At 38.6% G+C, this 26521-nt stretch carries 26 protein-coding genes; all 26 read left to right on the forward strand.

Annotation, left to right across the window (positions count from 1 at the left end; translation table 11 throughout):
- Positions 1–433 precede the first annotated feature (433 nt).
- The 26 genes from EHW90_RS03990 (at position 434) to EHW90_RS04115 (ending at position 26521) form a co-directional block, all read left to right on the forward strand.
- Positions 434–760, forward strand: coding sequence for a hypothetical protein (locus EHW90_RS03990; protein WP_243113910.1), 327 nt, complete (start codon positions 434–436; stop codon positions 758–760).
- Between the two features lie 136 nt (positions 761–896).
- Positions 897–1340, forward strand: a complete 444-nt coding sequence (nusB, locus tag EHW90_RS03995; protein ID WP_124951408.1) for a transcription antitermination factor NusB — start codon at positions 897–899, stop codon at positions 1338–1340.
- Between the two features lies 1 nt (position 1341).
- The gene (gene xseA / locus EHW90_RS04000) at positions 1342–2520 is read left to right on the forward strand and encodes an exodeoxyribonuclease VII large subunit (protein ID WP_124951410.1); all 1179 of its coding nucleotides are present in this window, start codon (positions 1342–1344) and stop codon (positions 2518–2520) included.
- A gap of 14 nt (positions 2521–2534) precedes the next feature.
- A complete protein-coding gene (gene xseB, locus EHW90_RS04005; RefSeq protein ID WP_124951412.1) occupies positions 2535–2747 on the forward strand; it encodes an exodeoxyribonuclease VII small subunit in 213 nt (70 codons plus the stop codon).
- Positions 2740–3630 carry a polyprenyl synthetase family protein gene (locus EHW90_RS04010; RefSeq protein WP_124951414.1) on the forward strand — a complete coding sequence of 297 codons (891 nt, stop codon included), beginning with the start codon at positions 2740–2742 and terminating at the stop codon, positions 3628–3630. The genes xseB and EHW90_RS04010 overlap by 8 nt, the downstream gene beginning before the upstream one ends.
- Before the next feature lie 7 nt (positions 3631–3637).
- Positions 3638–5515: a 1-deoxy-D-xylulose-5-phosphate synthase gene (gene dxs / locus EHW90_RS04015; RefSeq protein WP_124951416.1), complete on the forward strand. Its 1878-nt coding sequence runs from the start codon at positions 3638–3640 to the stop codon at positions 5513–5515.
- Positions 5505–6296, forward strand: a complete 792-nt coding sequence (locus EHW90_RS04020) for a TlyA family RNA methyltransferase (protein ID WP_009444524.1) — start codon at positions 5505–5507, stop codon at positions 6294–6296. Before dxs ends, EHW90_RS04020 begins: the two co-directional genes overlap by 11 nt.
- An 8-nt stretch (positions 6297–6304) precedes the next feature.
- Positions 6305–7129, forward strand: coding sequence for an NAD(+)/NADH kinase (locus EHW90_RS04025; protein WP_124951418.1), 825 nt, complete (start codon positions 6305–6307; stop codon positions 7127–7129).
- A 1-nt stretch (position 7130) separates the two neighbouring features.
- Complete coding sequence (locus EHW90_RS04030) at positions 7131–7583, forward strand: arginine repressor (protein WP_009444526.1); 453 nt, start codon at positions 7131–7133, stop codon at positions 7581–7583.
- Between the two features lie 37 nt (positions 7584–7620).
- Positions 7621–9270 carry a DNA repair protein RecN gene (gene recN, locus EHW90_RS04035; protein ID WP_124951420.1) on the forward strand — a complete coding sequence of 550 codons (1650 nt, stop codon included), beginning with the start codon at positions 7621–7623 and terminating at the stop codon, positions 9268–9270.
- Between the two features lie 9 nt (positions 9271–9279).
- Positions 9280–10722 carry a glycogen synthase GlgA gene (gene glgA, locus EHW90_RS04040; RefSeq protein WP_124951422.1) on the forward strand — a complete coding sequence of 481 codons (1443 nt, stop codon included), beginning with the start codon at positions 9280–9282 and terminating at the stop codon, positions 10720–10722.
- Positions 10719–11204, forward strand: coding sequence for an HD domain-containing protein (locus EHW90_RS04045; RefSeq protein WP_009444529.1), 486 nt, complete (start codon positions 10719–10721; stop codon positions 11202–11204). The genes glgA and EHW90_RS04045 overlap by 4 nt, the downstream gene beginning before the upstream one ends.
- Complete coding sequence (locus tag EHW90_RS04050) at positions 11201–11659, forward strand: divergent PAP2 family protein (RefSeq protein WP_009444530.1); 459 nt, start codon at positions 11201–11203, stop codon at positions 11657–11659. The genes EHW90_RS04045 and EHW90_RS04050 overlap by 4 nt, the downstream gene beginning before the upstream one ends.
- On the forward strand, positions 11660–12439 hold the full coding sequence (locus tag EHW90_RS04055) for an HAD family hydrolase (protein WP_124951424.1): 780 nt from the start codon (positions 11660–11662) through the stop codon (positions 12437–12439).
- Between the two features lie 9 nt (positions 12440–12448).
- On the forward strand, positions 12449–13426 hold the full coding sequence (locus EHW90_RS04060; RefSeq protein WP_242867638.1) for a hypothetical protein: 978 nt from the start codon (positions 12449–12451) through the stop codon (positions 13424–13426).
- Positions 13413–13904, forward strand: a complete 492-nt coding sequence (locus EHW90_RS04065) for a DUF5721 family protein (RefSeq protein WP_124951426.1) — start codon at positions 13413–13415, stop codon at positions 13902–13904. Before EHW90_RS04060 ends, EHW90_RS04065 begins: the two co-directional genes overlap by 14 nt.
- Positions 13894–14412 (forward strand): sigma-70 domain-containing protein, encoded by a 519-nt coding sequence (locus EHW90_RS04070; protein ID WP_124951428.1) that lies wholly within the window; start codon positions 13894–13896, stop codon positions 14410–14412. The genes EHW90_RS04065 and EHW90_RS04070 overlap by 11 nt, the downstream gene beginning before the upstream one ends.
- Positions 14413–14426: 14 nt before the next feature.
- Complete coding sequence (locus tag EHW90_RS04075; RefSeq protein ID WP_124951430.1) at positions 14427–15644, forward strand: 6-phosphofructokinase; 1218 nt, start codon at positions 14427–14429, stop codon at positions 15642–15644.
- 73 nt (positions 15645–15717) lie between these two features.
- A complete protein-coding gene (locus EHW90_RS04080; protein WP_124951432.1) occupies positions 15718–19449 on the forward strand; it encodes a phosphoribosylformylglycinamidine synthase in 3732 nt (1243 codons plus the stop codon).
- A 19-nt stretch (positions 19450–19468) separates the two neighbouring features.
- On the forward strand, positions 19469–20788 hold the full coding sequence (locus EHW90_RS04085) for an aspartate kinase (RefSeq protein ID WP_124951434.1): 1320 nt from the start codon (positions 19469–19471) through the stop codon (positions 20786–20788).
- 1 nt (position 20789) lies between these two features.
- The gene (locus EHW90_RS04090) at positions 20790–22019 is read left to right on the forward strand and encodes a BaiN/RdsA family NAD(P)/FAD-dependent oxidoreductase (RefSeq protein WP_124951436.1); all 1230 of its coding nucleotides are present in this window, start codon (positions 20790–20792) and stop codon (positions 22017–22019) included.
- Positions 22012–22683 (forward strand): (d)CMP kinase, encoded by a 672-nt coding sequence (cmk, locus tag EHW90_RS04095; RefSeq protein WP_124951438.1) that lies wholly within the window; start codon positions 22012–22014, stop codon positions 22681–22683. The genes EHW90_RS04090 and cmk overlap by 8 nt, the downstream gene beginning before the upstream one ends.
- Entirely contained in the window at positions 22680–23528 is an 849-nt protein-coding gene (gene ispH / locus EHW90_RS04100) for a 4-hydroxy-3-methylbut-2-enyl diphosphate reductase (RefSeq protein WP_124951440.1), read from the forward strand. The genes cmk and ispH overlap by 4 nt, the downstream gene beginning before the upstream one ends.
- A complete protein-coding gene (gene rpsA, locus EHW90_RS04105; protein ID WP_060930681.1) occupies positions 23509–24615 on the forward strand; it encodes a 30S ribosomal protein S1 in 1107 nt (368 codons plus the stop codon). Before ispH ends, rpsA begins: the two co-directional genes overlap by 20 nt.
- Before the next feature lie 68 nt (positions 24616–24683).
- On the forward strand, positions 24684–25520 hold the full coding sequence (locus tag EHW90_RS04110) for a CPBP family intramembrane glutamic endopeptidase (RefSeq protein WP_124951442.1): 837 nt from the start codon (positions 24684–24686) through the stop codon (positions 25518–25520).
- Positions 25517–26521, forward strand: a complete 1005-nt coding sequence (locus EHW90_RS04115; protein ID WP_124951444.1) for a cobalt-precorrin 5A hydrolase — start codon at positions 25517–25519, stop codon at positions 26519–26521. Before EHW90_RS04110 ends, EHW90_RS04115 begins: the two co-directional genes overlap by 4 nt.

The raw sequence follows: 26521 nt of genomic DNA on the forward strand, positions 1-26521 counted from the left end.
AATAGATAATAAATTGACAAAAAAATAAGACTGAAATCCAGTCTTTATAAGGGTTTGAGGTTTATAAAGGGAATCGGTAGCTGTCAAACTCCCGTACAGATTCAATTCTCTTGGCATATATTCTCCTTAAAACTTAATGTGAATATTATATATGTAATATGGATTAAGGTAAATATTAAGATTGGTAAGATATTTATTTAACCTTTAACAGCTGCTTGTCAATATATTTATAAATTGATATAATGAGCATATACTTAGTTAAGAGTTTGTGACACGTGTTTTCATTCTAAAGATATATGTCGGTTATATAGTTATTCTATTGTATGTAATTAAATTCTATAAATTTTTAAGGAGGGAGTATGGCTGAGAAAGACATAACGCAAAAGATGCTTGAGCAGTACAATGATGTTTTATAGACGAAGTATTGAATCTGATGTCTGCAATGACAAGTGACAACAGATTTGAAGAAGTGATAGAAGAGGTACATGAAAAGGAGGCAAAGTATATGTGTGAAGTTATTGATATTATGCTGAGTAAGGGATGGCAGGAAGCTATAGACAGCGGAATGCAACAGGGAATGCAAAAGGGACTTGAAGAAGGAATGCAAAAGGGACTTGAAGAAGGAAGACAGGAAGGTATTGTAACCGGTGTTGAACTTGAAAAGAAAAATATTGCACAGAGCATGAAGAAAAAAGGCTTTGACATAAGCCTGATTATGGAGCTTACAGGGCTGACAAAAGAGAAGATATTATCACTTTAAAAGCAAAATAAATATTAAAGATATTTGTCTACATAAGTTTTAGACCCGATAAAGGTATACGCTACCCTTCTCCTTGCTTTTAGACTTTCTATAGGATATAATTATGTGATTATATGTAAAGGATATGGAGGATCATATGACAAGGCATTTGCTAAGAGAACATTGTTTTAAAATATTATTCGGTTTGGATTTTTATCCTGAAGAGGAGGCTAAAGTTCAGATAGATAATTATTTTGAATCACCGTCTTTGGAGGATGAAGATGATGTGCTTATCCATGATGCAAACTACGGTGAAGGGGATATAGAATATATAAGGTCAAAAGCAATGCTGGTTAGAGACAATCAGGCACAGATTGACAAGATGATTGGAGAACTCTCACAGGGCTGGAAACTTGAGAGAATAGGAAGAGTTGAAAAAAGCATCTTAAGACTTGCAATTGCTGAAATGAAATATGACAGTGATATACCTGTAAGTGTAGCTATAAATGAGGCTGTGGAGCTTGCAAAGACATATGGAAGAGACGAGTCATATTCATTTGTAAATGCGATACTCTCAAGGGCGAATGCAGAGGAGCAGTGATATGGTTTATTCTGTATCAAAAGTGAATGCATATATCAAGAATATGTTTATGCAGGACTTTGTACTAAATAAGATATCAGTAGAGGGAGAAGTAAGCAATTGCACATATGCAGGCTCAAATCATATATATTTTACCATAAAGGATGAAGGAGGGACCTTATCTGCCGTGATGTTTGCAAGTCAGAGAGGAGGTCTCTCTTTTGATATGAAAAGAGGGCAAAGAGTCATAGTTACCGGAAGTATTTCATGCTATGAAAAAGAAGGCAGATATCAACTTTACGCTACCAAGATAGAAGAAACCGGCAAGGGAGAACTGTATGAGAAATATCTGAAGCTGAAGGAAAAGCTTGAAGATATGGGAATGTTTGATTCAAGCTATAAAAGGCAGATACCCAAGGTTGTGCAAAGTATCGGAGTGGCAACAGCACAGACCGGTGCGGTTATCAATGATATAAGAAATGTCAGCTATAGAAGAAACCCGTATGTGAGGATAGTGCTTGCACCATGTCTTGTACAGGGAGAATCCGCTCCAAAGAGCATTATTTCCGCCATAAAAAAACTTGATAAGATGAATTTGGATGTAATAATAGTGGGCAGAGGCGGAGGCTCTATAGAGGATTTGTACTGCTTTAATGATGAAGAGCTGGCAGAGACTATCTTTAACACAAAGACTCCTGTAATAAGTGCGGTAGGCCATGAGACGGATTTTACAATAGCGGATTTTGTTGCGGACTTGAGAGCGCCTACACCGAGTGCTGCGGCGGAAATAGCCAATTTTGTATATGCGGATTATATGTATACATTGGACTTTTATAAAAATAAGCTTGATGAATGTGCAAGAAGAAAGGTTGACTATACCAAAAGAGATTTGGATATGCTTTTGATAAGATTAAATACACTCAGTCCGCAGATAAAACTTAGAGAACAAAAGCAAAGACTACAAAACTTTTCAAAGATATTGCAGAATGATTTTAAAAATATCTTGGAAAACAATAAGAATATACTTATAAATATGTCAAAGAGACTTGAGACGGTTTCACCGTTAAAAAGATTGTCGGGCGGTTATGCCTATATCAGTGATAAAGACAACAAAAAGGTATTAAGTGCGGCCTCTTTGCATCAGGAAGATGAGATAAATGTATTTTTTTCTGATGGAAAGATAAGGGCAAAGGTTTTATAATAGAGAGGTAAGTTATGCCGAAAAAACAGGAAAAAAAAGCAGGTATTGAGGAAAATCTGGCAAATATTGAAAGTGTTATTGCAAGGCTTGAAGAGCCGCAGACCACACTTGAGGAAGCTTTTGTACTGTATGAGGAAGGAATCAAACTGGTAAAACAGGCAAGTGAGAGTATATCTCATGTGGAAAGACAGATGGAAATACTCTCAGGGGATGTTGACGATGAATAAAGAGAATTTAAATAAGATAGAAAAACTGATAGAGTCGTTTTTTTACAGTGAGGACGATCTGAATAAAAAAGTTATAAAAGCCTCAAATGAAGCCATAAAAAACGGCGGTAAGAGACTCAGACCGCTGATAATGTTTGAAGTGTATAAGGCCGTCGCAGGTAATGAATACAGTGAAGAAATTATAGCGCCGTTTTTAGCCGCAATTGAGATGATACATACATTTTCACTCATACATGATGATTTGCCTGCAATGGACAATGACAGATTAAGGCGCGGAAAACCGACCACCTGGGTAAGCCATGGCGAGGATATGGCGATACTTGCAGGTGATATGCTCTCTGTGCAGGCTTTTGAGATAATATCAAAGAAAATGCAGGAAACGGATGACTTTACCGTTTTAAAGAGAATGTCAAGGGCAATGTATACACTTGCAAAAGACACAGGTGCTTTCGGAATGATCGGCGGTCAATGTGTGGATGTGGAATACTCCGGAAAGAAAATGAGTGAAGAGGTGATGAAGTATACCTATGCACTAAAGACCGGTGCACTTCTTAGAGCTTCATTTGTGATAGGAGGAATACTTGCAGGTGCAAATGATAAAGAAGTGAGTCTTTTAGAGAAGGCGGGAGCTTACGTAGGTGAGGCATTCCAAATAAGAGACGACTATCTTGATATAGTGGCGGATGAGAAGGAACTTGGAAAGCCTACACATTCTGATGAAAAAAATCAAAAAATCACTTATGTAAATATAGTAGGCATAGATGAAAGCTTAAGAAGGGTGGCTTCACTAAGTGAAAATGCCAAGAAATGTTTAAGTGAGGTAAGGGGAGATATGAGCTCTATTATCGAAATCATTGATATGATGGTGAATAGAACTTCATAAAAATAATATGATACTTGAAAATATTGAAAAACCGAGTGATATAAAAAAACTTAACAAAAAAGAACTTAATATACTGGCAAGAGAGATAAGAGATTTTCTTATCGAAAAAATAAGCGTTACAGGCGGACATCTGGCAGGCAATCTGGGAGTGGTGGAGCTTACAATGGCGATGCATATAGCTTTTGATTTGCCAAAGGATAAGATAATATGGGATGTGGGGCATCAGTCATATACACATAAGATACTCAGTGGAAGAAAGAATGCGTTTGACAATCTCAGGAAGTTCGGAGGTATATCGGGATTCCCGAAGACAAGTGAGTCAAAGTTTGATGTATTTAATACCGGGCATTCATCCACAAGTCTTTCAGCCGGGCTTGGAATGGCATTCGGCAGGGATATAAAAGGTGATAATTACCGTGTTATATCGGTAATAGGTGACGGTGCTCTGACAGGCGGAATGGCATATGAGGCACTTAATAATGCCGTACAGATAAAGAAAAACTTTATAATGGTACTCAATGACAACGATATGTCCATTTCAAAAAATGTCGGAGGTATGAATGAGTATTTAAACAGTATCAGAACTGCGGACGGCTATACCAACCTTAAAAAGGCTGTGAACAATTCACTTGAGAGATTGCCCTATATAGGAAAGCCTATAATAAAGAGCATTAAACAGACAAAAAACGGCATAAAGCAGATTTTGATACCGGGAATGCTTTTTGAAAATATGGGTATTACATATCTTGGACCGGTGGACGGACACAATATTTCGGCGCTGTTAAGAGTATTTGAAGAGGCAAAAAAGGTTGAAGGACCTGTGCTTGTACACGTACTTACCAAAAAGGGAAGAGGCTATACTCCGGCTGAAAAGCATCCTGAAAATTTCCACGGCATAGGAGCATTTGATATAGCCAGCGGAGAGGCCAAGTCGGGAAGTAAAGCTCCTACTTATACAGATATTTTTTCAAAGAAGATAGTGGAGCTTGCAGGCAGGAATAAGGATATAGTTGCAATAACAGCGGCAATGCCTGAGGGATGCGGACTTCTTGAATTCAGAGATAAGTTTCCGAAGAGATTTTTTGATGTCGGAATTGCCGAACAGCATGCCATAACATCTGCGGCAGGGCTGGCTGCGGCAGGGCTTATACCTGTTGTATGTATATATTCATCATTTTTACAAAGGGGATTTGACCAGATAGTACATGACGTTTGTTTACAAAATCTTCATGTGGTATTTGCAATAGACAGAGCGGGTCTTGTAGGTGCCGACGGCGAGACTCATCAAGGAATATTTGATGTATCATTCCTTACCTGCATACCGAATATGACCTTACTTGCTCCGAAAAATGCAAATGAATTGAAGGCTGCTCTTGAATTTGCCATAGATTTTGACGGTCCTATTGCAATAAGGTATCCAAGAGGTGTTGCCTATGACTCTTTGAACGAGTTTGAAAGTAAGATAGAGTTCGGCAAAGGAGAAATGCTCTTTGAAGAGAGTAATATTGCACTTTTGGCAATAGGCAGTATGGTGAGTACGGCAAAGAATTTAAGAGAGAAGTTAAAGTCAAAAGGATTTAATGTTTCCGTTGCAAATGCCAGATTTTTCAAACCGATTGATTTTGAATTGGTGGATAAGCTGTGTGAAAATCATAACCTTATCGTGACTATGGAAGAAGGTGTAATAAACGGCTCCATGGGTGAAAAGATAAAGGCATATATAAAAGATAAAAATTATGATACGGATGTATTAAATATCGCATTGCCTGACGGATATGTTGAGCATGGAGATGTGAGCCTTTTGAGAAAGAAGCTTGAGATTGATTCGGATTCGGTACTGAAAAAAGTTTTAGATAGATATGAGAAGATAAAAGATGAAGGATAGATTGGATGTACTTTTGGTAAAGCGCGGACTTGCCGAGAGCAGAGAAAAGGCTAAAGCTGTAATAATGTCAGGTATAGTTTATGTTGACGGACAAAAAGAGGATAAGGCGGGACAGACTTTTGCCGATACCGCAAATATTGAAGTGCGAGGAAGTACTCTAAAGTATGTAAGTCGTGGCGGTCTGAAGCTTGAAAAGGCTATGGAATGCTTTGACGTAAGTGTCAAGGATAAGGTGTGCATGGATATAGGTGCATCAAGCGGCGGTTTTACTGATTGTATGTTACAAAACGGTGCAAAGAAAGTCTATGCGGTTGACGTGGGACACGGACAGTTGGCATGGAAACTTAGAAATGACACGAGAGTTGTTGTTATGGAAAAGACCAACATAAGATATGTAAAACCTGAGGACATAGGTGAAAGTATAGACTTTGCAAGCATTGATGTTTCTTTTATATCACTCTCAAAGGTGTTACCTGCCGCATATAATCTTTTGGGCGAGCGCGGTGAAATAGTGGCGCTTATAAAGCCGCAGTTTGAGGCAGGCAGAGAAAAGGTAGGCAAAAAAGGTGTGGTAAGAGAAAAGTCCACACATATTGAAGTGATACAAAACTGCTTTGCCTATGCAAAGGAGAACGGTTTTTTTGTAAGAGAACTTGAGTTTTCACCTGTAAAGGGACCGGAAGGAAATATTGAATATTTATATCATCTTGTAAAATCGGGTGATATCGACAGTGATATTGACATAGAAGCCGTAGTGAATACTGCGCACGAAAAGCTGTAGGAGGAAGGATGAAAACTTTTTTTCTTGTAGGAAATAGTGAAAAAGAGGGTATAAAAAAAGCACTTAATAATCTTGAAAAAGAGATAAATTTAAGAGGCGGTATATGTCATAAATCCTTCGGCTATATAGATTTGGACAATATTCCAAATGTGGACTGTGTGATTACTTTAGGCGGAGACGGTACACTGATAAGAGCCGCAAGAGATATATCACATCTTTGTATCCCTATTATCGGTATCAACATGGGGCATCTGGGATACCTTACAAGTATAAATACGGCCAAAGATATAGAGTACATGGTTGATATACTTATAAATGACGAATACTTTATAGAAAACAGGATGATGATATCCGCAACCGTAATACGTGACGGAAAAGAAATAAAGACTTTGACCGCACTTAACGAGGCTGTTATTACAAGAAAAGAAGTGCTTAAAACTCTAAGATGTAATGTGTATATTGAAGGAGATTTCTTGAATGAATATTCATCTGATGGTATAATTGTATCAACACCTACAGGCTCAACAGCCTACAATCTGAGCGCCGGAGGACCTATTATAGAGCCAAGCTCAAGGATGATGCTTATCACACCTATCTGTCCGCATGCACTCAGTCAAAGAAGCATAGTACTTTCATCATCAAAGGTAATACGTATTTCATTCGGCGATAATATAAAGTCAAACAGAGAGCTTGTAGTGGACGGAGACGAAAGTGTAAGCCTTGAAAATAAGGATGTTGTGGAACTTAGGGAGTCGGAAATATTTGCCCGATTGATAAAGTTAAAAAAGGGGAGTTTTCTTGATAATATCAGGAATAAGATGAACAGGATTTGATATGAAAATAAAAAGACATTCAAAGATTATAGAACTTATTAACACATATGACATTGAGACTCAGGAGGAACTTGCACAAAGACTTGAGGACAGCGGGTTTGTTGTGACACAGGCTACGGTTTCAAGAGATATAAGAGACTTGAAGCTTTCAAAGGTTGTATACGGAGACGGAAAACAAAAGTATTCACTTATGCCTAAGCAGGACGGTATTTCCGAAAAATATCTTAAAATACTCAAAGAAGCCTTTATATCAATGGATATGGCACAGAATATATTGGTGGTAAAGACCGTATCGGGTATGGCTATGGCTGTTGCGGCGGCACTTGATTCTTTACAGATGAGTGAGATAGTGGGGTGTATTGCAGGAGATGACACTATAATGGCGGCAATAAGAAGTGTGGATGATACCGTAACCGTTATGGAGAGAATAAGGAAACTTATTTATAAAGAATAATGTATAAGTATCAGGGTAGTATCTAAAAAGGAGGATTATGCTGATAGAGTTACATATAAAAAACCTTGCACTGATAAAGAAAGCGGATATCTACTTTAAAGAAGGTCTCAGTGTACTAAGCGGTGAGACAGGTGCAGGTAAGTCTATTTTGATAGATTCAATAAATCTTGCATTGGGTGCGAAGGCCAACAAGGACATTATAAGAGTAGGTGAAAATGAAGGATTTGTTGAACTGATTTTCACATTGGACGAAAAAAGAAAAGAAAAACTGAAAGCGATGGATATCTCTTTTGAGGATGATATACTGATACTTACAAGGAAGATAAGCACCTCAAGAAGTGTGTGCAGAATCAATGATGAGACCGTAACTCTTGGTAAGCTCAGAGAGATTACAGATACTTTGATAGATATACACGGTCAGCATGAACATCAGTCACTTTTAAGTGCGGGGAACAATCTTGTTTTGCTTGACTCATTTTGTCCCAAAGAGCTTAGTAAGCTCAAAAGTGAACTTTCAAATGACTACGGTGAGTTAAAGAAAATCAATCAAAAGATTCAGGAAGGCATAGATGAGAGACTTAGAAAAAGAGAGATTGATATACTTGACTTTGAGATAAATGAAATAAAAGATGCCAAGATAAAGGAAAATGAGGAAGAAGAGCTTGAACAGGTTTTCAAAAAAGGCAAGAATATATCAAAGATAAATGATGTACTTGTAGAACTTCTTTCGGAACTTGAAAATGAAAGTATCGGAAACAATATAAGAGATGTCTTTGATATTGCAACACTTGATGACAGTCTGAATGTGGTGGTATCAAATCTTAATACTATAGAGGATTTAATATCGGAGACAATACATTATACAAACAGATACCTTGACAGCTTGGAATATAATGAAAGAGAGTATGATAAAGTTATAGAAAGATTGGATACTATAAGACATATAAAGTCAAAGTATTCAAACGACTACCATAAGATACAGGAGTTGCTAAAAGAGAAGGAAAACAGACTGAATTTCTTAAAAGATTTCGGTGAGGAGGTCGTCTTACTTAGAAAGAGTGCGGCAAAGCTTGAAGAGAGTATATTGGAAAGATGTACACTTATAAGTGCTATGAGAAAAGAAGTGGCGGTCACACTTACCGGGAAGATTAAGGAAGAACTTGAAGATTTGAACTTCCTTGGGGTTGAGTTTGAAATAAGATTTACAAAGAAGGACAAAATCTCAAGAGACGGATATGATGCGGTGGATTTTTTGATAAGTACAAATCCGGGACAGCCCATGAAGCCGCTTCAGATGGTGGCAAGCGGAGGTGAGCTCTCAAGAATAATGCTTGCATTAAAGACGGTTTTTGCAAGCAGTGATGATATACAGACTTTGATATTTGATGAGATAGATACGGGAATCAGCGGAAAGACTGCTGTAAAGGTAGGCGAAAAGCTTATGAATATATCAAGGGGGCGTCAGGTTTTGTGTATTTCACATCTGCCGCAGATAGCGGTTATGGCGGATCAAAATTTGTTCATATCAAAATCTACAGACGGAAAGACTACACAAACAAATATTGATTTACTGGATAAAGAAGGTAAAATAAAAGAGATAGCCAGATTGATTGGCGGTAATAATTTAACTGAAGGTGTACTAAAAACCGCAAGGGAAATGATACAAGAAGCGGACTTAAGGAGGTAAGTGGATACTATGAAGAAAATATTGTTTGTTGCATCAGAGGCAGTGCCATTTATTAAAACAGGCGGATTGGCAGATGTAGTGGGTTCTTTGCCGAAATATTTGGACAAGAGATATTTTGACGCGAGAGTTATTCTACCTAAGTATATGTGCATGAAGGAAGAAATCAGAAACTCTTTGGAGTACATAGGAGATTTCTACATTGACTATGCAGGTACAAGTAAGTACGTAGGAGTACTCAAAAAAGAGCTTGACGGAGTAACTTTTTATTTTATTGACAATGAGGAGTATTTTAGCGGTCCGACTCCATACGGAGATTGGCTTTATGATATAGAGAAGTTTATATTCTTTTCACAGGCCGCACTTTGTGCATTGCCTTTTGTTGATTTCAGACCTGATTTGATACATTGCCATGACTGGCAGACAGGTCTTGTGCCTGTATATTTGAAGGACAGATTTGCAGGCGGAGAGTTCTTTAGAGGAATAAAGTCGGTATTTACAATTCACAATTTAAAATTCCAGGGTACTTGGGATGTAAAGACAATAAAGTATTTCTCAGGACTCAGCGATTACTACTTTACACCTGATAAGCTTGAGGCATTTAAAGACGCCAACCTTTTAAAGGGCGGACTTGTGTATGCCGATGCTATAACCACAGTTTCAAAGACCTATGCCAAGGAGATACAAAATCCTTTCTACGGTGAGGGAATGGACGGACTTTTGAGGGCCAGAGACAATGACTTAAGAGGTATTGTAAACGGTATAGATTACAATGAGTTTGATCCTGAGACTGATAAGCTTATTTATAATAATTACAACAGTAAAAATTTCAGAAAAGAAAAGATAAAAAATAAAAGAGCGTTGCAAAAGGATTTGGGCTTGCCTGTAGATGACAGGAAATTTATGCTTGCAATGGTTTCAAGACTTACAGACCAAAAAGGACTTGACCTTGTTGAGTATATGATGGATCAAATCTGTGATGAGAACACTCAGCTTGTAGTACTTGGAACAGGAGATCCTAAGTATGAAAATATGTTCAGACACTACGCATGGAAGTATCCTGACAGAGTATCTGCAAATATTTATTACTCGGAGGATATGTCACATAAGATATATGCGGCAGCGGATGCCTTCCTTATGCCTTCACTGTTTGAGCCTTGCGGACTCAGCCAGCTTATGTCACTTAGATATGGAACTCTTCCTATTGTGCGTGAGACGGGCGGACTTTGTGATACCGTTGAAAGCTACAATGAGTTTGAGTCAAAGGGTACAGGATTCTCATTTGCAAACTACAATGCACATGAGATGATGGACAGGATAAATTTTGCAAGGCATATTTATTATGATAAAAAGAGAGAATGGAATAAGATGATTGACAGGGCAATGGCGGTGGACTTCTCATGGAAGCAGTCCGCACTTGAGTACCAGGCTCTGTATGATTGGTTGATAGGATGAAAGAATATATAAATGATGCACAGTATATGGACATTGTAAAGGATATACTAAGCAGTGATATCTTTAAAAAGCTGGCGGGCTTTGTACAGCACGGCAGCACCTCCACTATGGAGCACAGTATAAATGTTTCGTATACTACATATTTGGTATGTAAAAAACTTAACTTGGACTACAAGTCGGCGGCAAGAGCGGCGCTTTTACATGATTTTTATCTCTATGACTGGCACAGACCCGCAAAGGAGATAGGCACACATTTTCACGGATTTACACATCCGTATACGGCTGCAAAGAATGCCAAGAAATACTTCGGCATAACTGACAAGGAAGCCGGAATGATAAAGACTCATATGTTTCCTTTTACACCTATTCCCCCTCTTTCAAGAGAGGGATGGGTGCTTACTATGGCGGATAAATCCACATCTGTGAATGAGATTATCAGCAATATGAAAAAGATTTTCAAACCGGAGGGAGGAGTTGTATGAGTGTTTTAGATGAGATACTTTCAAATCAAGTACTTGTCAGTGCGGCCCTCGGTTGGCTGGTTGCACAGCTTTTAAAGACACTTATTGATATATGGTATAACAAGTCCTTTTCTCCGGACAGACTTTGGGGAAGCGGCGGTATGCCAAGTTCACATTCGGCTACAGTCTGTGCACTTGCAACCTCAAGTGTTTTAAAATACGGATTTGGCGGATATGAGTTTGCGGTAAGCTTTATTTTGGCGCTTGTGGTTATGTACGATGCTATGGGTGTGAGAAGAGAGACCGGAAAACAGGCAAAACTCCTGAATATGATTTTGGAGAACAATATATTTGAAGACAATTTTGAACATTTTGAAGAGAGACTGAAGGAATTTGTCGGACATACACCTTTGCAGGTATTTATGGGTGCGATTTTAGGTATAGTGATAGCATTTGTAATTGGAGGAATGTATTAAATGATAAAACTTATTGCCTCGGATGTGGACGGAACCTTGGTAGGTGACGGAGAAGGTAAGCTTGACACAAGGATAGTAAAGGCTATAAGAGCTCTTCATGATAAAGGTATACACTTTGCGGTTGCCTCGGGAAGACAGTGGATAAGTATTGAAAATGTCTTTGAAGAGGTGAAGGATAAGATATTTTATATCTCGGACAACGGAGCTTATATAGGTATCAACGGCAGAAAGCTCTTTGTCAGCACTATGGATGATAAAGTCACAAAGGAGTTGATACTTGATATAAGAAAGGATAAAAATCTGGTTGCCGTAGTGGCTGATGCGTCATCTTATTATATAGAAGAAAAAAACGACTTTTTGCTCAGCTGGATAAGAGGCGGATATAGAGGAAGAATAGAGGTGGTGGACGACCTGACAAAGGTTAAAAATCTGATAAAGATTTCCGCATATTCTGAAAATATATACGGTAAGGCGGATTATCTTATCGACAAGTACAGTGATAAACTTTTGGTAAACTATGCCGGAAAGATGTGGATTGACTGCACCGCAAAGGGTGTCAGCAAAGGCAATGCGCTTAGAAAGCTTCAGGAAGCTTTTGAAATAAGTGAAAATGAGACAATGGTTTTCGGAGATCAGGAAAACGATGTGGAGATGTTTAAGGCGGCATACTATTCATTTGCAGTAAAAAATGCGGCACCGGTTGCAAAAAACAATGCAAGATTCATGGCGGACAGCAATGAAAATCTGGGTGTTTTGAAAATATTAAACTATCTGCTTTAGGAGACAAAGTTGAAAAGAAAAATTTTAGTCGGGCTTTTGGCGGCGGTATGTCTTATGGGCTGCGGGATAAAGACGGAGAACATAAGTGAAAATATAAAAATAAATCTTACAGACAACAAGCTTGGTTACAGCTATGCTCAGATGCTTATTCCGGCCGTTTCGGAGAGCCAAATTATTACAAATACATACAGTGCTTCAATATGGGACAGCTATATAGACAGAGATAAAAACATTACATACAAAGACAACTTTTATAATGATTTAAAGAATTATTATAAAGAGCTTGTAGTATTGAAAAAATTGGCGGGAAAAAATAATATCACACTTTCCGAATCGCAAAAAAGCGACGCACTTAAGCTTTCAAAGACATTTTATGATGAAAATGCGGCAAACAGTGAGGAGTTTAAGGGGCTAAGTCAGGAAGAGTGTGATAATGTTTTCTTAGACTATTTTTTGGTTATGAAGGCAAAAAAAGAGCTGATTGCAAAGAATGTAAAAGAAGTCAGTGAGAGTGAAGCCAGAATAATGGATTTTAATGTTATAGAGGTTTCGGATTACAATCTGGCTACAGATCTTTTGAACAGACTGAACAACGGTGAAAATTGTGTAAAACTTGCAACTCAGTTTTCAGAAAATTCAGATATATCAAGGAGTGTGGAGCTTAATAATGAGCCTGAAGATATAAAGAGTGCACTTGGAGTGTTGGAAGACGGAGGTGTAAGCCCTATCCTTACAAACAAGGGAAAATATATACTTTACAAATGTGTAAAGAGTAATGACGAAGAGGCTACAAAGAAAAATAAAGAGAAGATAAAAAATGAGAGAGAGTCCGCATATCTTTTGAATATGTATAACGACTTTGTAAAGTCAAATCCTATAGATATAAACGATTCCGAGTTTGACAAAGTATGTAAGAATGCGTTCTTTACAATTGCAGGTAAGGACTTTTTTACACTCTGGGCGGAGGATAACAATGGAGGCCTTTGAGATTTTAGATGTAAAAGAGTTTACCAAAAAACTCTTTATGACGGATCTTTTTGACAAGTTCAGTGTTATTGAGGCCGAGTTTACAACCTTTGTGAAGTTTGATATCGGAGGAAAGTTAAACAAAGCTTACTTTGATGAGGTACAGGATAGGAGCTTTTGTACCTGGAGTGAGCTTAGACATATCTGCTTTGAGATTATCAAAGGGAAGAGGACTCCCACAGCCTTTAAATTGGTGTTAAAATTTTCAGAAGAATTCAGTAAAAGATGGGTAAGTGAGAATACCGCAAAAGATATAGAGGCCGATATGTACTTAAATATCAGGTATGCGGATAAGAAGCTGGAGCTTATAAGCTCATTTTCACCTAAGACATTTTTACTTGAAAGAGATATACTGAATGTCTTTGATACATATGTAAAAGATATGTTCAAAAAGATAAATATTACATTGGTAGAGAGTGGATCGGATAATGAAGGATAAGACAGTTCTTGAGATGTATCTTGAGGATATGAAGGCGATAAAAGAGATAGATGAAAGAGAGCTTAATGAGCTTACAGCCGCTCTTTTACATGGAGATGAGAGTGCAAGAAACAGACTTATTGAAGGTCATATGATGTATGCTACAGGACTTATACAGCCCTTTATAGGCTGCGGTGAGGAGATTAGCGATCTTATAAGTGAAAGTCATCTGGCACTTACCATGGCTGTTATGGAATACAGTGAAGGCGATTTGAAATCTCAGATAAAATCAAAAGTTGAAGAGAGATTGCGTGAGATTGCGGATGAAGAAAAAGTGAAAAAAGATGCCTCAAATAAGCTTGCCGACAGGGTAAATGAACTTATGGACGTTTCAAGTGAATTGGCGGCTGAGCATGGAAAAGAAGCGAGCGTTGAGGAACTGGCAAAAAGGTTACAGATTCCAAAGGATGAAGTGGAGGAACTTTTGAAAATAAGTCTTAATGCAATTGATTTGGAAAAAATAAATTAGGAGATGAAAAAGCTATGGAAAGAAAGAATTTGATTGTAGGTCAGTCGGGAGGTCCTACAGCGGCCATCAATTCGTCACTGGCAGGAGTTTATGTCGGTGCAAAGGAACTTGGAATTGATACGGTATACGGCATGAGATACGGTATAGAAGGACTCTTAAAAGAAAATATAATAAACCTTGACGATACGCTTGAATCTACGCTTAATGTTGAACTTTTAAAGAGGACACCGAGTTCATACCTCGGTTCATGCAGATACAAATTGCCTGAAGTAAAAAAAGGCGATGAAGTTTATGAGAAGATTTTTGAAATACTTGATAAATACAATATCGGTATTTTCATATATATCGGCGGCAACGACTCAATGGATACTATAAAGAAGTTGTCGGACTATGCAAAAATAAACGGCAGTAAGATAAGATTTGTCGGAGTACCGAAGACTATTGACAATGACCTGCCTGTAACGGATCACACTCCGGGATTTGGAAGTGCCGCAAAATATATTGCAACATCCATCTCAGAGATAGTAAGAGATTCAAATGTATACGATTTAAAGAGTGTGACTTTTGTTGAGATAATGGGAAGAAATGCCGGTTGGCTTACGGCCGCAGCGGCTTTGGCAAAGAATAAATCAAATGACGGACCTGATTTTATACTGCTGCCTGAGATAGGACTTGATTTAAAGAAATTTATCGGTATATTATCCGACAGGATGCAGACAAAGGGCAATATAGTAGTAGCGGTTTCGGAAGGCATTAAGGATACGAACGGACATCATATCAGTGAGGACGAGTGCAATGTGGATGCATTCGGACATAAGATGCTTTCGGGGACGGCCGCTTTTTTGGCTAAAAAGATAAAAACTGAATTAGGTGTAAAGACCAGAGCTGTTGAGATAAACACACTTCAAAGGGCTGCCGCACATCTTCAGAGTAAGACCGATATTGATGAGGCGTTTAATATCGGATTTTTGGGAGCAAAGGCGGGAATTGACGGTAACACGGGTGTCATGATGAACTTTGAAAGAGTGGAAAATTCTCCATATTTGTCTATTGTTAAAAAATGTGATATAAATTTAGTTGCAAATATTGAAAAGTGTATACCCGGAGAGTGGATAAGTGAGGACGGATTTTATGTGAACGAACATTTTATTCAGTACGCAAAACCGCTTATCATGGGCGAACTTTCAAATATTGTATGTGACGGTATACAAAGTCATATTAAAAGTTTATAGCATAAGGTTTTACAATTATAAGCTTAAAACCTGTTAATCGTTTGCAGTTATTTTTCTGGGAAATGGAGGAAAAATGGGCGTTAGAAGGATTTATGTAGAGAAGAAGAGTGATTTTGCCATCAGAGCAAAGGAACTTTTAAGTGAGCTTAGGAATTATTGCGGCTTAAAAGACCTCTTGGATGTAAGGGTTTTGGTCAGATATGATATTGAAAATATATCGGATAATGACTATAAAAGAAGCATCAATACGATTTTTTGTGAACCGCCTCTTGATAACTGTTATGAAGGCAGCTTTCCACATAAAGACGGAGACTTTTTCTTTACTGTAGAATATTTGCCGGGACAGTTTGACCAAAGAGCGGATTCCGCAATACAGTGTGTTAAGCTTTTAGGAAGCGAAGACGACATTGATATTCGTTCGGCAACCACATATGTTTTCTTTGGAAACTTCAGTAGTGAGGACAAGGAGAAAATAAAAAATTACTGCATAAATCCTGTAGACTCAAGAATTGCAAATGAGTCCCTACCTGAAACTTTAAAAATTGACTTTGAAGTACCTAAAGACGTGGATATAATTGACGGCTTTATAAAGATGGATGAAAAGGCTTTAAGAGAGTGTTATGAGGGCCTTTCATTGGCTATGACTTTTGACGACTTTAAGTTTATACAAAATTATTTAAAAAACGACGAAAAAAGAGATCCCTCTATCACTGAGATAAGAGTACTTGACACATATTGGTCGGATCACTGTAGACATACGACTTTTTCTACAGAGATTTGCGATGTGGACTTTGAGGAGGGATTTTTTGGCGTACCTGTAAAGGAGTCATATCAGAGGTATCTGGATGACAGAAAGGAGCTTTATCAAAATAAATCAGGCAAGAAGATATGCCTTATGGACATTGCACTTTTAGCTATGAAAAAGCTGAAGGCTGACGGCATCCTTAATGATGTGGAGGAGACTGACGAGATAAACGCCTGCTCCATAGTCGTACCTATAGTTGTGGACGGTAAAAAAGAAGAGTGGCTTATCAACTTTAAGAATGAAACGCATAACCACCCGACGGAGATTGAGCCTTTCGGCGGTGCCGCAACCTGTCTTGGAGGTGCGATAAGAGACCCGCTGTCAGGAAGAACCTATGTATATCAGGCTATGAGAATCACAGGAGCTGCCGACCCTACACTTCCTATTGAAAAGACCCTTGCAGGCAAGTTGCCGCAGAGAAAGATAGTTACAGGAGCGGCACACGGCTATTCATCATACGGCAATCAGATAGGACTGGCTACAGGGTATGTAAAAGAGATATATCATCCGGACTATGTGGCAAAGAGAATGGAAATCGGTGCGGTGATGGGTGCCGCAAAGAGAGAAAATGTTATCAGAAAGACCTCGGATCCGGGAGATATCATAGTACTTCTTGGAGGAAGAACCGGAAGAGACGGTATCGGAGGTGCTACAGGTTCAAGTAAAGTACATAAGACCGATTCAATAGTTACGGCAGGCGCAGAGGTACAAAAAGGTAATGCACCTACAGAGAGAAAGATACAAAGACTCTTTAAAAGACCTGAAGTAACAAAACTTATAAAAAAATGTAACGACTTCGGAGCCGGAGGAGTATCTGTAGCAATAGGAGAACTTGCGGACGGACTTATTATAGATCTTGATAAGGTGCCTAAAAAGTACGCGGGACTTGACGGTACCGAGCTTGCAATCTCCGAATCACAGGAGAGAATGGCTGTAGTACTGGATCCTAAGTCTGTAGATGAATTTTGCAAGTATGCAGAGGAAGAAAACCTTGAGACAAGTATTGTAGCAAAGGTTGTGGAAGAAAAAAGACTGCAAATGACTTGGAGAGGAAAGAAAATAGTTGACCTTTCAAGAGCATTCCTTGATACAAACGGTGCAACCGCTACAACCAAGGTATATGTAAACACTCCAAGTGATGAAAATATCTTTGATAAGAGGGATGATAAATTACCTTTAAAGGAGAGATGGCTTAATACGGTTTCTGATTTAAATGTGGCATCACAAAAGGGACTTGTGGAGATGTTTGATGCAAGCATCGGAGGAAAGAGCGTATTGATGCCTTATGGCGGAAAATATCAGCTTTCAGAGACACAGAGCATGGTTGCAAAGTTGCCGCTTCTAAATGAAAAGAGCGATGCGGTCACCATTATGAGTTACGGATTTGACCCGTACTTATCAAGTTGGAGCCCTTATCACGGGGCAATGTATGCAATAGTCACTTCATTAAGCAAAATAGTAGCGGCAGGCGGTGACTATAAGAAGGTACATTTTACTTTCCAGGAGTACTTTAGAAGGATGACAAGTGAAGCCACATGGGGAGAGCCTCTTGCGGCACTGCTTGGAGCATATGAAGCACAGATGAGACTTGGGCTTGCATCTATAGGAGGCAAGGACTCCATGTCAGGTACTTTCAACGATATAAATGTGCCTCCTACACTGGTTTCATTTGCGGTGGCTGTGGGAGAAAATCAAAATATAATATCCACGGAGTTAAAGAAGGCAGGCAACAAGCTTTATTTACTTAGAGTAAAGAAAGACAAGTATAATCTTCCTGATTTTGAGTATTTAAAGAAGCTCTATGAGTATGTTCAAAAAGAAATTGAGGCTGAAAATATAGTAAGCGCATTTGTAACGGAGCGAAACGGATGTGTTGAGGCAATCTCAAAGATGTGCTTCGGAAATATGCTCGGAGCAAATTTATCTGCGGATGAAGACACACTTTTTGCTCCGGAGTTCGGAAGCTTCCTTGTGGAATGTGAAAATGAACTTAATTTTGAAGATGCACTATACTTGGGTGAAGTTACAGATAAGCCTAAATTGGTTGTAGGAGACATTGAGATTTCACTTGATGAGTTGCTTGAAAGTTGGAAAAAGCCGCTTGAAAAAGTATTCCCTTCCGTACAAGAGCCTGATAACAAGGATTGCGCAGAGGATAAGATATATAAAGCGGACAGTATTTATATAGCAAAAGAAAAACATCCGGCTCCGAGAGTATTTATACCTGTTATGCCGGGAACCAACTGTGAATATGACTCAATAAGAGCGTTTAACAGAGCCGGAGCTATGGCAGAGGCGTTTGTATTCAGAAACGGCTCACCTTTAGCTATAAAGGAATCGGTTGAAAAGTACAGGGATGAGATAAGAAATTCTCAGATTATAATGTTCCCGGGAGGTTTCTCGGCAGGTGACGAGCCTGACGGTTCGGCAAAGTTTTTTGCCACCGTATTCAGAAATGAAATTTTGAAAAAAGAGATAGAAGATTTGCTTAACAGAGACGGACTTATACTTGGAGTTTGCAACGGATTCCAGACTCTTATAAAGCTTGGACTTTTGCCTGACGGAGTTATAAAAGAGCAGGAGGAGACTTCAGCCACACTTGCAACAAATACCATAGGCAGACATATTTCAAAGATGGCTTACCTTAAGGTTACAAGCAATAAATCACCTTGGCTTATGAACGCAAAACTTGGAGATGTATATGCAAATCCGATTTCACACGGTGAGGGAAGATTTGTGGCAAGCGAGGCAAAGATAAAGGAACTCTTTGAAAACGGTCAGGTTGCTACAAGATATGTGGATTTATCCGGAAATCCTACAATGGACGGCGAGTACAATCCTAACGGCTCATATGCCGCTATAGAAGGAATCACAAGTTTGGACGGCAGAATATTCGGAAAAATGGCACATTCGGAGAGAAGAGAAGACGGTACATATATAAATGTTTTCAAAAAACAGGATTTGCAAATTTTTGAATCTGGTGTAAAATATTTCAGATAAAAAAAATTTGGAGAAGATAATGATAAAAGTAGTAAAGTTTGGAGGCAGCTCACTTGCCAGTGCACATCAGTTCAAAAAAGTGGGAGATATAATAAAGGCCGACAAATCAAGAAGATTTGTCGTACCTTCAGCACCGGGTAAGAGAAACCCTAAAGATGAAAAAGTAACAGACCTTTTGTATGAGACATATGATCTTGCGGCAGAAGGTGGAGCATATAAGAAAAAATTTGAAAAGATTAAGGCAAGATATGAGGAGATCATAGACGGTCTTTCACTTAATCTGAATCTTGAACATGAATTTGCAAAGATTGAGGAAGAGTTTTTAAATAAAGCGGGCAGAGAGTATGCCGCTTCAAGAGGCGAGTATTTAAACGGTCTTATTATGGCAAACTACCTCGGAGTGGAGTTTGTAGATCCGGCGGAGATGATATTTTTCTTTGAGGACGGTACATTTGACGCCGAAGCTACAAATGTCGAGGTTGCGGCAAGACTTGAAAAGGTAAGCAGAGCCGTAATACCGGGATTTTACGGAAGCGACCACTCGGGAAAGATAAGAACTTTCTCAAGAGGAGGCTCGGACATCACAGGATCTATAGTTGCAAGAGGTATAAGAGCCGATTTGTATGAGAACTGGACGGATGTATCAGGATTTTTAGTGGCGGACCCGAGAATCATACCTAATCCCGAGCCTATAGAGTCAATCACATACAAGGAGCTTAGAGAACTAGCTTATATGGGAGCTTCAGTGCTTCACGAGGATGCCATCTTCCCTGTAAGAAAAGAGGGAATCCCTATCAACATCAGAAACACAAACAAGCCTGACGACAAGGGTACAATGATTGTAGAGAGCACTTGCAAGAGCTCAAAGTTCACAATCACAGGTATTGCAGGTAAGAAGGGATTTTGTGCAATCAATGTGGATAAGGCGATGATGAACTCCGAGGTAGGTTTCTGCGCAAGAGTACTCAATGTATTTGCAGAGAACGACATATCTATAGAGCATATGCCTTCAGGTATAGATACAATGACTGTACTTGTTCACCAGTCCGAGTTTGAGGAGCATGAGCAGCAGATAGTTTCAGGTATACACAGAGCCGTAGCTCCGGATACGGTAGAGATGGAGTCCGGACTTGCACTTATAGCCATAGTAGGTAGAGGAATGAAGGCAAACAGAGGTACTGCCGGAAGAATTTTCTCGGCACTTGCACATGCAAGAGTCAATGTAAAGATGATAGATCAGGGTTCATCGGAGCTTAATATCATCGTAGGTGTCAAAGAGAATGACTTTGAAACAACTATAAAGGCTATATACGATATGTTTGTAAAATCGGTATCATAAAATGAGCAAAGTGGTAATAATAGGCGGAGGTGCAGCAGGAATGATAGCGGCATACTCCGCTGCTTTAACATCAAACAAGGTTATACTCCTTGAAAAGAATGAAAAGCTTGGAAAAAAGATTTATATTACAGGAAAGGGCAGATGCAATTTGACCAATGCATCCGATATGAATACTGTAATGGAAAATGTGGTAAGCAATAAGAGATTTTTATTCAGTGCTTTCAGAAATTTTACCAATGAAGATATAATGAACCTTGTAGAAAACAACGGCACCAAGCTGAAGGTGGAAAGAGGAAACAGAGTCTTTCCGGTCAGCGATCACTCATCAGATGTTATAAAATCTGTGGAAAAGGCTATAAGAGATTTGGGTGTGGATATAAGATTAAACACTAAAGTTGATGAGCTGATAATAGAAAATAACAGATGTGTCGGTGTGATTGTAGGAAAAAATAAAATTATGGCGGACGCCGTAATAGTGGCTACAGGAGGAATGTCATATCAGGCTACAGGCTCCGACGGAGACGGCTACAGGTTTGCAAAAGAAGCCGGACTTAGTGTAAGTAAGCTCTACCCTTCGCTGGTACCTTTTAATGTGGAAGGTGAAAGAGTAAAAGCTTTACAGGGGCTTTCACTAAGAAATATTCATGCATACATCTATAACGACAAAAAACTTGTGTATGACGAATTCGGTGAAATGCTTTTCACACATTTCGGCGTAAGCGGACCTGTGATAATATCGGCATCGGCTCTTATCGGAAACAAGGATATAAAGGGATACAGACTGAGTATTGATTTAAAGCCGGCACTTGATAATGAAAAGCTTGACGAGAGAATACTTAGAGATTTTTCCGAGCAAAAAAACAAGCAACTTAAAAACTCTCTAAACAAGCTATTTCCTACAAAGCTTATAGACGAGGTAATATATCAGAGCAAAATAGACCCTGAAAAAAAGGTGAATCTGCTTACCAAAGAAGAAAGACACAGACTTGTAAACGCAACCAAAAACCTTGAGTTTAGGTTAAGCTCCACAAGAGGTTTTAACGAGGCCATTATAACCAAGGGCGGAGTGGAAGTATCACAAATAAATCCTAAGACTATGGAGTCAAAGAGTGTTAAGGGACTTTTCTTTGCAGGAGAGGTGCTTGACCTTGATGCCCTTACAGGCGGATACAATCTTCAGATAGCATGGTCAAGCGGATATGCGGCAGGAGAAGGAGCAGGCAATGTATAGTATAGCGATTGACGGACCGGCAGGAGCGGGAAAGTCGACTATAGCAAAGTCTCTCAGCAAAAAGCTGGGCTTTGTATATATAGACACCGGTGCAATGTATAGAGCGGTGGCACTTTTCTTTTTGGAAAAAGGGATAAAGGAAAGTGACGATGAAAGAATAGATAAGCTTTTAGCAGACCTTGATATAAGTATAAAGTATGTGAACGGTGAGCAAAGAGTCTTTTTAAACAACATAGATGTAAGCTCTAAGTTAAGACTTGAAGAAATAGGCAAGCTTGCAAGTAAGTTCAGTGCCGTAAAAAGTGTAAGAGAAAAGCTTGTAGCGCTGCAAAGAAAGCTGGCAGAGAGAGAAAATGTAGTGATGGACGGCAGAGATATAGGTACGGTGGTACTGCCTGATGCAGACCTTAAGATATATCTTTGTGCAAGCTCCGGCGTCAGGGCAAGAAGAAGGTATCTTGAGCTTATAGAAAAGGGATTTGATAAGTCCACACTTAATGAAGGGGAAATAGAAGCCGAAATCATAAAAAGAGATGAGGCAGATATGAACAGAGAGATATCCCCTCTAAAGCAGGCTGATGATGCATATTATCTGGACACATCCGATATGACACTAGAAGAGGTCGTATCAAAGATACTTGATATGGTAAAAGAGGAAAGATGAAAGTAGAATTGGCAAAAAGTGCAGGATTTTGTTTCGGAGTGGAAAAGGCGGTAAATACCGTATATGAAGAAGCAAAAAAGGAAAATGAGATTGTATACACACTTGGACCTATCATACACAATGAAGAAGTGGTGAAGGATATGAAAAAACGAGGTGTGGAGGCTGTGAAGATGGAAGATTTGGCTTCACTGCCGAAGGGCACGGTGATTATCCGCTCACATGGAGTCAGCAGGGATGTATACAATTTTGTAAAACAAAGCGGACACAGAGTGGTGGATGCCACATGCCCGTTTGTAAAAAAGATTCATGCCATAGTTTCCGTACAAAGCGGCAAAGGTAAAACTGTGGTAATAATCGGAAACCCCGATCATCCTGAAGTAATGGGAATTAAAGGTTGGGGTGATGAAAACACCTATGCGGTGGAAAATGTAGAGCAGTTCATAAATTTAGACTTAAAAAAAGATGAAGAAATAATAATTGTGGCTCAGACGACATTTAATCATAAAAAATTTCAAGAAATCATTGATAAAATATCGCTTTTGGGTTATGATGTAAGATGTTTTAATACGATTTGCAATGCAACACAGGAAAGACAAGCTGAGGCAAAAAAAATAGCATCAAATGTGGATGCCATGATAGTTATTGGAGACAAAAAAAGCTCCAATACAGGCAAGCTTGTGGAAATATGTCAGGAAGAATGTAAGAATACGGTATTTATTCAAACTCTTGAGGACCTAAATTATGATGCTTTACTTTCTGTGGATAGTGTAGGTATTACGGCAGGGGCTTCGACCCCAAAACATATCATTGAGGAGGTTCAAAATATTGTCAGATCTAAGTTTTGAACAAATGTTAGATGAGTCATTCAAGACTCTACACACTGGAGAAGTTGTCAACGGTAAGGTAATCAATGTTAAGGAAGATCAAATAATCCTTAATGTTGGTTTTAAGTCAGATGGTATCATCACAAGAAGTGAATATAGTAATGACAACAGTTTAGATTTAAGAACAGTTGTAAATGTCGGTGACGAGATGGAAGCTAAAGTCTTAAAGATAAACGACGGAGAAGGACAGGTTCTCCTTTCATACAAGAGATTGGCTCAGGATAGAGGTAATAAGAAGCTTGAGGACGCTTTCAACAACAAGGAAGTACTCACAGGTAAGGTAGTACAGGTAGTTGACGGCGGACTTAGTGTAGTTGTAGACGATGCAAGAGTGTTTATACCGGCATCACTTGTATCAGATACATTTGAAAGAGATTTATCTAAGTATAAAGATGCAGATATTGAATTCATTATTACAGAATTCAATCCGAGAAGAAGAAGAATTATCGGTGACAGAAAGCAGCTTCTTCTTGCTAAAAAAGAAGAGCAGAAGAAAGCTTTATTTGAGAAGATAACACCTGGTGATGTTATCGAAGGTACAGTAAAGAATGTTACAGACTTCGGTGCATTCGTAGACCTTGGCGGTGCTGACGGACTTTTACATATCTCAGAGATGAGCTGGGGTAGAGTGGAAAATCCTAAGAAAGTTTTCAAATCAGGAGATAAGGTAACAGCATTTATCAAAGATATCTCAGGTGAGAAGATTGCACTTTCTATGAAGTTCCCTGATCAGAACCCGTGGCTTGACGCTGAAGAGAAGTTTGCACGCGGTAATGTAGTTAAGGGAAAAGTCGCAAGAATGACTGACTTCGGTGCATTCGTTGAGATTTCAAACGGTGTTGATGCATTACTTCATGTATCACAGATTTCACACGACCATGTAGAGAAGCCTTCAGATGTACTTAAAGTTGGTGATGAAGTTGAGGCTGTTATCGTTGAGTTCAACGAGCCTGAGAAGAAGATATCACTCAGCATTAAGGCTTTGACACAGGCTAATGAAGAGCTTGAGAAAGAGAATGCAAGAAATTCAGAGTCTAACGAGGAATAAGATAATTTTTATAAGGTCGTAGGTGGTTTCATCTGCGACCTTTTTTAGATAATAAAAAGAGGAGTCGAATGAAAAAATATATAAAAATAGTACTTTGGTGCGCTCTTGCTCTTATTTTATGTTTGAGCTATGAGTGGATAAGCAATATTATATTTTATAAAATCAATTACCTGGATGTAAAATTCGGTATAATACCTGATGTGCTTTTGCCGAGTATAAATGCGGTTGTAGACACATTCATATCTTTAGTGCTTATTGTCATATATCTTATTTTGGCAATTTTTATAGTAAAAAGACATGATGAAAGAGTGAAGATAGGGCTTTTTAAAGGTATTATATTCGGTATTGTAATGGGATTTGCATTCTACGGTATAGCAGGTCTGTGGTTTGAGATAGTCGACAGATTTTTGGTGGTTATACCTTTTATAGCAAAGAATAACGAGTATTTTTCAGGAGTATATGACGACCTTGAATCAGGTGCATATATCTGGTCTTTACTTTCAATATCAATAGTAGGACCGATTGTGGAGGAGATACTTTTCAGACTGCTTATATTCAACTCACTTGAGAGAGTGACGAAAAACCCTTGGTTTGCCATTATCGTATCAGGTGTGGCTTTCGGTGTATGGCATATGATATTTGTACAAAGCGTGTATACAGCCAGTATGGGTTGCATTATGGGACTTATCTACTACAAGACAAGAAATATATTTGTCACAATGTTTATCCATATATTTAACAATACTATAGGCAATCTGCCTGCCGCACTCAATACGGATTTGATAAACAATGCTATAACAGCTATATCATATATAATGATTATACCGGCTATAGTACTGATTGTAGTTTTATGGAATACAAAGCCTGAGAAAAAAGAGTACAGTCAAAGTTATTACAGCTTATGAAAAATATAACAATTATATCATTTACCGCAAAGGGTGGAGATATAAATACAAAATTGATTGATATTTTAAGCGAAGCGAATATATCGTCGTATACGCTAAAAAAATATCTGTCAGATAACAGAATGAAGCCGCTTGAAGATCTTAAAGAGACTGTGAAGAAACATTTCAGTGATGATGCAATCATTTTTGTAGGAGCGACAGGGATAGCGGTAAGGATTATAGCACCATATGTGAAGGATAAATTTTATGATCCTGCGGTACTTGTAATAGATGAACTCGGAAGGTATGTTATACCGCTGCTTTCAGGTCATGTGGGCGGAGCCAACGAGTTGGCGCAATATATAGGAGGGGCATTATTTGCCACTCCTATTATTACAACTGCGACAGATATAAACGGAGCCTTTGCGGTAGATGTATTTGCCAAAAAACACAATCTTTTTATATCATCAAGAAAACTTGCAAAGGATGTAAGTGCCGCACTGCTTGATAAAAAATATGTCGACATTGACAGTGATATTGAAAAGTTTGATGTAAAAGAGCTTAAGAAAAAACTTAATCCTGAGAATAAATCTTGTGATATAAAAGTGAGGATAAGTGACAGAATCTATGATGAGAGTGTCCTGACTTTAATACCTAAGGATTTGTACATAGGAGTTGGCTGTAAAAAAGATACTGATGCAAGTAAGCTTAGTGATTTTGTAAATGAAGTGTTTATAAAAGAAGACCTTGATATAAGAGCGGTGAAATCTATAGGAAGTATTGATATAAAAAAAGATGAAGAAGCTATAAAAAGTCTTGCAAGCAAACTTGATGTACCTTTTGTGACATTTACCAAAGACGAATTAAACTTGGTAAAAGGGGATTTTTGTGAGTCCGAGTTTGTAAAAAAGGTTGTCGGAGTCGGCAATGTATGTGAAAGATCCGTTTGTATACAATGCAAGAATCTTATAGTAAAAAAGACGGCAAAAGACGGAATGACTGTTGCAATAGGACGAGAATAA

The sequence above is a fragment of the Lachnoanaerobaculum orale genome, from assembly GCF_003862485.1.
GTDB classification, from domain to species: domain Bacteria; phylum Bacillota; class Clostridia; order Lachnospirales; family Lachnospiraceae; genus Lachnoanaerobaculum; species Lachnoanaerobaculum orale.

What these genes read in the sequence shown, in the direction of transcription:
- EHW90_RS03990 (WP_243113910.1), top strand. Translation starts at nt 434, where the DNA reads ATGTCTGCAATGACAAGTGACAACAGATTTGAAGAAGTGATAGAAGAG.
- nusB (WP_124951408.1), top strand. Translation starts at nt 897, where the DNA reads ATGACAAGGCATTTGCTAAGAGAACATTGTTTTAAAATATTATTCGGT.
- xseA (WP_124951410.1), top strand. Translation starts at nt 1,342, where the DNA reads ATGGTTTATTCTGTATCAAAAGTGAATGCATATATCAAGAATATGTTT.
- xseB (WP_124951412.1), top strand. Translation starts at nt 2,535, where the DNA reads ATGCCGAAAAAACAGGAAAAAAAAGCAGGTATTGAGGAAAATCTGGCA.
- EHW90_RS04010 (WP_124951414.1), top strand. Translation starts at nt 2,740, where the DNA reads ATGAATAAAGAGAATTTAAATAAGATAGAAAAACTGATAGAGTCGTTT.
- dxs (WP_124951416.1), top strand. Translation starts at nt 3,638, where the DNA reads ATGATACTTGAAAATATTGAAAAACCGAGTGATATAAAAAAACTTAAC.
- EHW90_RS04020 (WP_009444524.1), top strand. Translation starts at nt 5,505, where the DNA reads ATGAAGGATAGATTGGATGTACTTTTGGTAAAGCGCGGACTTGCCGAG.
- EHW90_RS04025 (WP_124951418.1), top strand. Translation starts at nt 6,305, where the DNA reads ATGAAAACTTTTTTTCTTGTAGGAAATAGTGAAAAAGAGGGTATAAAA.
- EHW90_RS04030 (WP_009444526.1), top strand. Translation starts at nt 7,131, where the DNA reads ATGAAAATAAAAAGACATTCAAAGATTATAGAACTTATTAACACATAT.
- recN (WP_124951420.1), top strand. Translation starts at nt 7,621, where the DNA reads ATGCTGATAGAGTTACATATAAAAAACCTTGCACTGATAAAGAAAGCG.
- glgA (WP_124951422.1), top strand. Translation starts at nt 9,280, where the DNA reads ATGAAGAAAATATTGTTTGTTGCATCAGAGGCAGTGCCATTTATTAAA.
- EHW90_RS04045 (WP_009444529.1), top strand. Translation starts at nt 10,719, where the DNA reads ATGAAAGAATATATAAATGATGCACAGTATATGGACATTGTAAAGGAT.
- EHW90_RS04050 (WP_009444530.1), top strand. Translation starts at nt 11,201, where the DNA reads ATGAGTGTTTTAGATGAGATACTTTCAAATCAAGTACTTGTCAGTGCG.
- EHW90_RS04055 (WP_124951424.1), top strand. Translation starts at nt 11,660, where the DNA reads ATGATAAAACTTATTGCCTCGGATGTGGACGGAACCTTGGTAGGTGAC.
- EHW90_RS04065 (WP_124951426.1), top strand. Translation starts at nt 13,413, where the DNA reads ATGGAGGCCTTTGAGATTTTAGATGTAAAAGAGTTTACCAAAAAACTC.
- EHW90_RS04070 (WP_124951428.1), top strand. Translation starts at nt 13,894, where the DNA reads ATGAAGGATAAGACAGTTCTTGAGATGTATCTTGAGGATATGAAGGCG.
- EHW90_RS04075 (WP_124951430.1), top strand. Translation starts at nt 14,427, where the DNA reads ATGGAAAGAAAGAATTTGATTGTAGGTCAGTCGGGAGGTCCTACAGCG.
- EHW90_RS04080 (WP_124951432.1), top strand. Translation starts at nt 15,718, where the DNA reads ATGGGCGTTAGAAGGATTTATGTAGAGAAGAAGAGTGATTTTGCCATC.
- EHW90_RS04085 (WP_124951434.1), top strand. Translation starts at nt 19,469, where the DNA reads ATGATAAAAGTAGTAAAGTTTGGAGGCAGCTCACTTGCCAGTGCACAT.
- EHW90_RS04090 (WP_124951436.1), top strand. Translation starts at nt 20,790, where the DNA reads ATGAGCAAAGTGGTAATAATAGGCGGAGGTGCAGCAGGAATGATAGCG.
- cmk (WP_124951438.1), top strand. Translation starts at nt 22,012, where the DNA reads ATGTATAGTATAGCGATTGACGGACCGGCAGGAGCGGGAAAGTCGACT.
- ispH (WP_124951440.1), top strand. Translation starts at nt 22,680, where the DNA reads ATGAAAGTAGAATTGGCAAAAAGTGCAGGATTTTGTTTCGGAGTGGAA.
- EHW90_RS04110 (WP_124951442.1), top strand. Translation starts at nt 24,684, where the DNA reads ATGAAAAAATATATAAAAATAGTACTTTGGTGCGCTCTTGCTCTTATT.
- EHW90_RS04115 (WP_124951444.1), top strand. Translation starts at nt 25,517, where the DNA reads ATGAAAAATATAACAATTATATCATTTACCGCAAAGGGTGGAGATATA.